The organism is Streptomyces sp. SAS_272 (genome assembly GCF_052543235.1).
The window spans coordinates 1-8,163 of sequence record NZ_JBMNDR010000167.1; the positions used below are offsets into that span (position 1 = coordinate 1).

The 8,163-nt window shown below is 69.6% G+C and carries 8 protein-coding genes and 1 pseudogene; 4 read left to right on the forward strand and 5 right to left on the reverse strand.

The genetic code is table 11. From position 1 onward, the window contains the following. Nucleotides 1-289: 289 nt before the first annotated feature. The 3 genes from ACN6LD_RS41525 to ACN6LD_RS41535 all read left to right on the forward strand — a co-directional run bounded on the left by ACN6LD_RS41525 (nucleotide 290) and on the right by ACN6LD_RS41535 (nucleotide 1,881). Nucleotides 290-679, forward strand: coding sequence for a RidA family protein (locus ACN6LD_RS41525; protein ID WP_319197371.1), 390 nt, complete (start codon nucleotides 290-292; stop codon nucleotides 677-679). 122 nt (nucleotides 680-801) lie between these two features. Next, nucleotides 802-1,242, forward strand: coding sequence for a hypothetical protein (locus ACN6LD_RS41530; RefSeq protein ID WP_319197366.1), 441 nt, complete (start codon nucleotides 802-804; stop codon nucleotides 1,240-1,242). 300 nt (nucleotides 1,243-1,542) lie between these two features. Beyond that, the gene (locus ACN6LD_RS41535; protein WP_319197365.1) at nucleotides 1,543-1,881 is read left to right on the forward strand and encodes a thioredoxin family protein; all 339 of its coding nucleotides are present in this window, start codon (nucleotides 1,543-1,545) and stop codon (nucleotides 1,879-1,881) included. Between the two features lie 237 nt (nucleotides 1,882-2,118). On the opposite strand, the gene ACN6LD_RS41540 is transcribed toward ACN6LD_RS41535, so the two are convergent. The 4 genes from ACN6LD_RS41540 to ACN6LD_RS41555 all read right to left on the reverse strand — a co-directional run bounded on the left by ACN6LD_RS41540 (nucleotide 2,119) and on the right by ACN6LD_RS41555 (nucleotide 5,778). Then, complete coding sequence (locus ACN6LD_RS41540; RefSeq protein ID WP_445045869.1) at nucleotides 2,119-3,387, reverse strand: hypothetical protein; 1,269 nt, start codon at nucleotides 3,385-3,387, stop codon at nucleotides 2,119-2,121. Then, nucleotides 3,384-4,607 (reverse strand): glycosyltransferase, encoded by a 1,224-nt coding sequence (locus ACN6LD_RS41545; RefSeq protein WP_445045872.1) that lies wholly within the window; start codon nucleotides 4,605-4,607, stop codon nucleotides 3,384-3,386. The genes ACN6LD_RS41540 and ACN6LD_RS41545 overlap by 4 nt, the downstream gene beginning before the upstream one ends. 122 nt (nucleotides 4,608-4,729) lie before the next feature. Then, complete coding sequence (locus tag ACN6LD_RS41550; protein ID WP_445045870.1) at nucleotides 4,730-5,260, reverse strand: cellulase; 531 nt, start codon at nucleotides 5,258-5,260, stop codon at nucleotides 4,730-4,732. Nucleotides 5,261-5,271: 11 nt separating this feature from the next. Next, on the reverse strand, nucleotides 5,272-5,778 hold the full coding sequence (locus ACN6LD_RS41555; RefSeq protein ID WP_319197361.1) for a SigE family RNA polymerase sigma factor: 507 nt from the start codon (nucleotides 5,776-5,778) through the stop codon (nucleotides 5,272-5,274). 641 nt (nucleotides 5,779-6,419) lie between these two features. Between ACN6LD_RS41555 and ACN6LD_RS41560 the strand changes: the two genes are divergently transcribed. Further along, nucleotides 6,420-7,172 (forward strand): hypothetical protein, encoded by a 753-nt coding sequence (locus tag ACN6LD_RS41560; protein WP_445045871.1) that lies wholly within the window; start codon nucleotides 6,420-6,422, stop codon nucleotides 7,170-7,172. Here the strand turns inward: ACN6LD_RS41560 and ACN6LD_RS41565 are convergent. Continuing rightward, a pseudogene (locus ACN6LD_RS41565) lies at nucleotides 7,124-8,037 on the reverse strand (IS5 family transposase). The gene ACN6LD_RS41560 and the pseudogene ACN6LD_RS41565 sit on opposite strands and share 49 nt — an antisense overlap. Nucleotides 8,038-8,163: the final 126 nt, after the last annotated feature.

The following is an 8,163-nucleotide window of genomic DNA, read 5'->3' on the forward strand; positions in this document are numbered from 1 at the left end:
TCGCTCAATTCACGTCGCGGCACACGGAATTTCTACCCAGTACGACCGCCATCACCCAGTCGATCACGAGTCCTGATCCCGACACAGAACAGGCCCTAGCAGGCCCCACTCCACAGCCGACGGCGGCTGCCTGGGGCGTTGCGATGTGCCCCGACTGCCGCCTCGCAGCTGCTGTTTCGGTCCCGCGCCCCAACGTGGTCCGAAATCAACAGAGTTGACTGCCATATATCGTTGCCTCGTCACCCGTCGTCCGTGGAGGTCACCTGTGTCAGACGAGCCGGAAGAGTCCATGCTCACCCACATTCCGCCGGACGGGGTCGCCCCGGGGAACGGTTACAGCCATGTGGTTGTGGGCGAAGGCCGGCTGGTCGTCATCTCCGGGCAGGTCGCCCTGGACCCACAGGGAAACGTGGTCGGAAAGGGTGACGCCGCCGCCCAGGCCCGTCAGGTCTTCGAGAACCTGCACCGGTGCCTGGCGGCCGGCGGCGCAACGTTCGCCGACGTCGCCAAGTTCACCTTCTACGTCACCGACGTCGCCGTACTCCCGGAGGTACGGGCCGCCCGCGACGCACACATCGACACCGCACGCCCACCTGCCAGCACCGCAGTACAGGTGGCAGCCCTGTACCGGCCGGAGCTCATGCTGGAGGCAGAGGCCCTCGCCATCATCCCCTGGTGACCCGTGGGCGGTGGCCGGGCGGCTCGACGGGCCGTGCATGAGCGTCGCGCGAACCAGCCTCCGCACCTGCTCGCCGAGGCCCTGGTGCGCGCGGCGGCGGCCGGGCAGGCTAGCTTGCTGGGATGAGTCTCCTTGATGATGTGGCCGAGCGCGACGGCTGGCGGTGCTGGGTGTGCGACGAACCGGTCGACCCCGACAAGTCCGTGAACGACCCGCGAGGGCCCAGCGTCGACAGTCGGACCGCCGACCGGAAGGCCAAGGTCGCCGAGCGGCTCGCGCACCGCGGTTGCAATACCCGCAAGGGCGCGGTCAAGGTCGTCATCGCCTGGCCGGACCACCTGTACGTGGTCGAACCCGCGCCGCTGATCACCGTAGCGGGGAGGCTGGAGCGCAAGGGGGGCCGCGAGACGGTGGGCCGTTGTCCGACGAGGCAGGACGCTCGAGACGCCGCGGAATGGCTGGTGGACCGGTTCTCCCGACTGGTCCCGGGGCTGCCGGTGACCGCCGACATCGAGGCGGGCGGCGGCCAGTTCCTTCTCGTCCTGTCCACCGGCCGCCGCTGACCGGGGTTCGCCGGCGCGCCCTCGCGGCGAGCACGGCAGCCGGCCCATGCCGACCCGCCCTGGCACGAGCCGGCCCACGGGCGCGTGGCGGCCCGCGGCCGGGTGACCGGCCCGGTGGCGGGGCGCTTGGGCGCGAGGGCGGGGTCGAACCTCCTCGCACCGGGGTCACCGCGGTTCCGCGACGGCTCTGTGGCCTCCCGCACGACGGGTCAGCCGGCCTGCTGACCGGCCGGGTCGGCCTGCCGCGCCGAGCGGGGGATGATGGGGACGCAATGACGGAACGCGAGGTCAGGAGCTTCCATGGCGAAGCGGGTCCACCAGCCCCGTGAGGACGCGGAGTTCGATTTCATCCTCCGGATGAGCACAGTTCCGGTCCTCGCGTACTTCACCGGGACATGGCCCAAGGCGATCGAGCCCTGCCGGGCGATGGACCGCGTCGTGAGTGCCGTCGCCGACGACTGCACGGGTCGCCTGACGGCCGTCCGCACCGACATCACGCGCTGCCCGGCCGCAACCGAGCGATACGGGATCACCGGAGCCCCCTCCTACGTCCTGCTGAAGGACGGAGCGGCGGTGGCGCACGGCACGGGTCCCATGACCGTCGCCGAGGTCCGGGAGTTCATCGAGGGCCACCTCTGAGCCGCCGTCTCGGGGCTGCGGCCCGCGCGACGCCCGCCGCGCAGGTCGGGTCGGCCACGAGGTCACCGTGACCAGCCCCGCGGCCTGGTCACCGAGCAGTGGGGGGACCTCGCTGCCCGAGACGCTCGGTCCGTCCACCGGACGACGCATACCATCACGAACGACGCATCCAGCCTGACGACGCGTACCGCCTGACGACACATACCGCCTGACGACACAGACGGCCTGACGGCGCGTCTACGGGACCCCCAGCTCGAAAAGCGCGTACCCGGCGTACGAGCCCGACGCGACAGCCGTGACGGCGAGCAGCGCCGTCAGGGTGGGCAGACCGAGTCCGCGCAGCTTGACGGCCAGGGGGATGAACAGGGGGAAGGCGGGGAGCAGGTAACGCGAGACGTTGCCGAATATCTGCTGACTGCCCAGGACCAGGGCAAAGGTCAGGATCGTGTACACGGTCAGGACGGCCGGCGGGCGCAGCCGGATCAGCAGAGGAATCAGGAGCAGCCCCAGAAGCACGGTCATCGCGCCGATCATGTCCTCGACGGGGCTCGGGAAGAGGTAGTCGGTGCGGCCGACGGCGAGGGAGGAGAAGACGTCGAGTGTCTGCTTGCCGAAGTCGAAGGTGTGGGCCCAGGCGCCCTTCTGCAGAACGAAATAGCCTCTGAGATCGCCCATCTGATTGCCGACCCACAGCAGGTAGCCGACGAGCCCCAGCGGCGCGATGAGGATCGCGGTCCACGGGCGGGCGAAATCCTCCTGGCGACGATGGAGCGCCGGCAGCGCGGCGACGGTGAGCGCGGCGATGAGCGCGACGGCGGTGGGGCGGCCGAGGCCGGCGGCGAAGGTGAGGATGCCGGCGGTGAGCCAGCGATCACTCATGACGGCGTAGCAGGCCCAGGCGGCGAGGGCGACGTAGAGGGACTCCGAGTAGCCTGCCCATTCCGTGCCGGAGCCGGGCCACACGGCCCACAGTCCGGCCGCGGCCAGCCCGGCCCGCCTGCCGCCGAACCGGGCGGTGACGGCGTGGATGCCGAGGGCGGCGACGAACGACGCGACGACCGAGACGAGCATCCCGGAGCCGTACAGACCGAGCCCCGTGCAGTCGGAGACCAGCCGCATCGTGGCCGGGTAGAGAGGGAAGAACGCCGCCGAGTTGCCTTGGAGGGTGATCAGGGCCGTGCCGTTGGGATCCGGGATCAGCGCCGGGGTATAGCCGTGTGCGGCGACCTGCTGGTACCACCAGCCGTCCCAGCTGGCCAGCACGTCCCAGGTGTGGGCGCCCCCGCCGAAGCGCGGATGCTTCTGCCGGAAGTCCCCGGCGGAGTCCAGCAGGTACATGAAGACGGAGAAACCGATGAGCTTCAGTCCGCCGTACAGAGCCACTACGGGGACATGGTGACCGACCGCGCGGCGCAGGCGCGCGCGGCGGTCCGCGTCGGGCACCCGGTGATGGAGTTCGAGTGCGCCGGCGTCGGAAGGAGGACTCAGCGTTGCCGGGTGGTTCATGCGGTGGCGTCTCCCGTCCCACGGCGGCGAACGGTGGGGAACACCCAGGCCCGCAGGAGCAGGAAGCGCAGGAGGGTCGCGGCGAGATTGGCAGCGATGAGGACCCCGACCTCTGTGCTGTGGGAAACCCGAGACGCCGCATGATGAAGCGCGGCAAGTGATCCGCTGGTCAGGGCCAGGCCGATCGCGAAGACCAGCAGGCCCTTCGCCTGGTGGCGCAGCGCACCGTCGCGGCCGCGCAGCCCGAAGGTGAGCCGACGGTTCGCGGCGGTGTTGGCGAGAGCGCAGGCCAGCAGCGCCAGTGCGTTGGCGGTCTGGGGTCCGCAGGCCGGGCGCAGCGCCGTGTACAGCAGCACGTATCCGATCGTGCTCACGGCGCCCACGGCGGCGAAGCGCAGCAACTGGCCGACCAGGCCCTCTCGCACCGGGTCGGCGGCGCTCCGGCGCAGCCCGGTCGTCGGGAGAGTGCCGCGGCCCAGTTCGCGGCCGAGCCTCGCGATGCCGCGCAGGTCCGCCATGGCCGTGGCCCAGATGTCCACGCGGCTGTCAGGATCGTCAACCCAGTCGACCGGCACCTCGTGGATGCGCAAGCCGGCCCGCTCGGCTATCACCAGCATTTCCGTGTCGAAGAACCACTCCGAGTCCTTGACGAGGGGCAGCAGCCGCTCGGCGACATCACGCCGCACCGCCTTGAAACCGCACTGCGCGTCGGAGAAGCCCACGGCGAGGGTGGAGCGCAAAAGGGCGTTGTAGCAGCGGGAGATGACTTCCCGCTTGGGGCCTCGCACGACTCGGGAGCCGCGGGCCAGGCGTGTGCCGATGGCGATGTCGGAGTGCCCGGAGATCAACGGCGCGACCAGCGGCAGCAGCGCCGTCAGATCGGTTGACAGGTCGACGTCCAGGTAGGCGAGGACCGGCGCTCGTGAGCTGGACCAGGCGGAGTGCAGCGCCCGCCCGCGCCCCTTCTCGCTCAGCCGCACCCACTGAACCTCAGGCAGTTCGGCGGCCAGCCGAGCCGCGATCAGAGGAGTCGCGTCGGTACTGGCGTTGTCCGCGACGGTGATCCGGAACGAGTACGGAAAGGTCTCGCGCAGATGCGCGCGAAGCCGTAGAACGCTCGGCTCCAGATCCGTCTCCTCGTTGAACACCGGCACGACCACGTCCAGGACGGGCTCTCGGTGATGCACCGACAACGGAGTGCGCAGGGGCAGGGGAGTCACCAATTTTGTCACTGTTCATCCGCTTTCGTGTTCTGTCTCAGGGCAGACTGCGGTCACTCACGGCCATGGGAGGACCGGATCAGGGTCAACTGCCGGACGGTGGCGAGTCGGCGCTGTCGCGTCTATCCGGATTCGGCGGAGCTCACGTTCGACGAGGGCTCCGTCGTCGGAGGAGTCGTCGTCGGTGTCCCCTGCGTGGTGGCCGGTGCGCCCGCGGTTCCCGTGCTGGAGGGTGGCGCGGTGCCGGCCTCGGTCCCGGTGGGATGCGACGGCGTGAGCGAACTGCCCGTCGGGCCCGGGGCCGTGGACGAGGCAGCACTTCCTCCGGCGGCCCCGGTGGGGGGCTCGGTGGTGAGCGTGCTCGGCGCGGCCTCCGGTGTCGGTGCCGACGTCGCGTACGGGGACGTCGGGCTGACCGCAGGCCGGGGAAGGGGAGCCTGCGGTCGGGTCTCGGAGGAGTCGTGCGGCAACAGGAAGAAGCCGAGGCCGAGTCCGGCCACCGCCAGCACCGAACCGACGGCCTTCTGTACCGTGCGTGCACGGTGTCGCGCTTGCACCTCGGTCCGGAGGCGCATCTCGTGCTCGGGTCCGAAGGGGGTGTGCTCCTGGGAGTCGCGCATCATCCGCGCCAGCTCCCGCTCGAAATGGTCCATGGTCCTCCCCTTCATCCGACCGGTTCGTTGACGTCGCCCAGGATCCGACGCAGCCGGGCCACACCGCGCGACGCATGAGACCGGGCGGTGCCCACCGGGCATCCCAGCGCCTCCGCGACCTGCTTCTCCGGCAGGTCCTGGTAGTAGCGCAGCACGACCGCGGCCCGCTGCCGCGGCGGCAACTGGGTCAACGCCGCTTCCAGCCGGGTGCGTTCGGCCACGGAGGCGGACACATCACCGACCTCCGTCAGGTCGGGCAGTTGCTCGACGGGGCGCTCGCCCCACCATCGCCGGCGCGCCGACCGTGCCGCCGCTCGGGCCAAAACCTTGCGCACATAGGCCTCGGGGGCCTCCTCTGCGATGCGGGGCCAGACGAACCAGAGCTTGACCAGGGCCTCCTGCAACAGGTCCTCGGCCCGGTGCCGATCGCCTCCTACGAGCAGACGGGCCAGGTGGAACAGCGCCGACCAGCGGGCTGCCACGAACCCGTCGAACCCATCGGCTCGACTCTGCTCCATCCCCACCGTCCTCGCTCCGGCCATCCCCCTACACCTGAAGAAAGACGTTGGCCCCCATGCGACGCTGCACCCGCTCAGCATGATCCAGGTCACATCGACCCCACCTGGGCGGTGCGCTCGGCCCAAGCCATGTCCGACGCTTGCGCCCGCTCGGTCGGCGAGGGTTCCTCTCTCGCCGACCGAGCAGGCGGCGAAAGGACTGACGCGGCCTCGAGGCCGGGCGTCCTGCGCACATTCCGCTGCGGCACCACCCGCATCACGACATCGTCGGGGCTGTCCTGGCCGGCTTCGCGTCCGGCGACGTCGACGCGGGCAGCGCAACCGCCGGCATGGAGAAGGACCCTCCGACATCAACGGCACGCCGACATCGGCGACCGGAGGGAGCCGGATCACTTTGGCGGCGTCGGGGTCACCTACGACAGAGGCGCGAACGATGCGTTGTGCACCTAGCCGACCCGCAGGTGCATGCGCGGTCCGCGCAGTGGCTGAACGGCCCTCAATGCGCGGGCCCTTGACGCGCCCCAGGCCGAGGCCCGGGCCACGGCTCCGAGGCGTGCTCGACCCGCCGCCTTCGAATGGTCCCGGGACAGCACATCTAGGCCGTTTCGTTCGGATCTTGCGAGGCTTGTCATACTTCCCGAATGGAGATGCAAGCCGAGGAGGCGGCACGGCGTTGGCTGGCTGATCAGGGCGTCCGCCAGATGCGTAACGGGTGGGTGAGCGACGAGAAGCCGGACGCGTTGCTCACAGCCAACCAAGTGGCACACTCCTGGGCTGGCGATGTGTTCGCCGAAGACCTGGATGCAGTTGACCAGGTGCGGTTGGCCTTCGGACTGCTGGACCTCCTCGACGACTACTGGGTCACGTGCGAGCTCCGGTTCGCGAACGAGAATGCGGAGGGTCCCCTGCCGGCCGACGTGCTGTGGGACGGCTACCGTCAGCGGCTGGAGGCGGACCGGGACGCCGAGGCCGTCACCTACTCGCTGTGGGTGGACTGGTTCGAGGACCACACGACTTCCGCGACGGCCTTCGCCGAGGTCCTCGGCAATGACATCGACCGAGTGGTGGCCGATCAATCGGAAGCCCTGCTCCGCCGAGCCCGTCGGGTTCTGGAATGTTCGGGCCCGGTGCGCTGGACGGTGAAGGAGTCGACGTACCGCGCTGCCGTGCGGCTTCCCGCCCTACACTCAGCCCTCTTCCGCGGCCTTCGGGCGAGCTTCCACGACGTCTACGGCGACCTGGAACCGGCCGCCGCACTGGCCCTCCTCGACCAGCTGGATCTCCCCACGAACACCCAGCACCTTGCCGTACTGCGCCACGTACTTACCGCGGGGCACAAGAACCACTACCGCAGCCCCGGCGCCTGGGACGATGCGGTTCGCTCCTGCCCCTGAGGCGTTGGCCTGGCAGACCAAAGAAAGATGCCAGCGACGTAGAGTCCGGCCAGGTAGACGGTCGCCGTCTTTTCATAGCGCGTGGCGATGCCTCGCCACTGTTTCAAGCGGTTGATGCAGCGTTCGACGGTGTTGCGCTGTTTGTATGCCTCGCGGTCGAACGCCGGTGGCCTGCCGCCGCGGCTTCCGCGACGCAGCCGATGGCCGCGCTGATCGGCCGGAACGGGGATGACCGCCCGGATCCCACGCTTGCGCAGGTGCTCGCGGATCGCGCGGGAGGAATACGCCTTGTCGGCCAGGACCACGTCCGGCCTGGTGCGAGGCCGCCCTCGCCGTCGAGGAACGCGGAGGCGGGCCATGACATGGGTGAAGGCGGGTGCGTCGCCGGCCTGTCCGGCGGTGAGCACGAAGGTCAGTGGCCGGCAGTGGACATCGGAGGCAAGGTGGATCTTTGTGGTCAGTCCGCCGCGGGATCGGCCGATGGCGTGGTCTGCCGGTTCACCTGCCGGGGCCCCTTTTTACGGGCTCCGGCCGCATGCTGGTGTGCGCGCACAATCGTGGAGTCCACCGAGACTGTCCAGTTGAGGTCGTCGTCGGCGTCGGCCTGTGCGACCAGCGCGGTGAACACCCGCTCCCAGGTGCCGTCGATGGCCCACATGCGCAGCCTGTTGTAGACGCCCCTCCAGTTCCCGTACTTCTCCGGCAGGTGGACCCACTGCGATCCGGTCTGGAACTTCCAGGCGATCGCATCGATCACCTCACGGTGATCCCGCCACCGGCCGCCCCGCTGCGGCGTTCGATCTGGCAGTAACGGCTCGATCCACGCCCACTGCGCGTCAGTCAACGGCACGCCCAGACCAACGATCAGATGATCCAAACGAAACGGCCTAGATGTATTGATCACGAGCGTTGTTGACGCGGGTCGGACTTGATCGTGGCGAAGGCCCCCGTGTGTGGTGGAGGTGTCGAATCTTCACCGCACGGAGGCCTT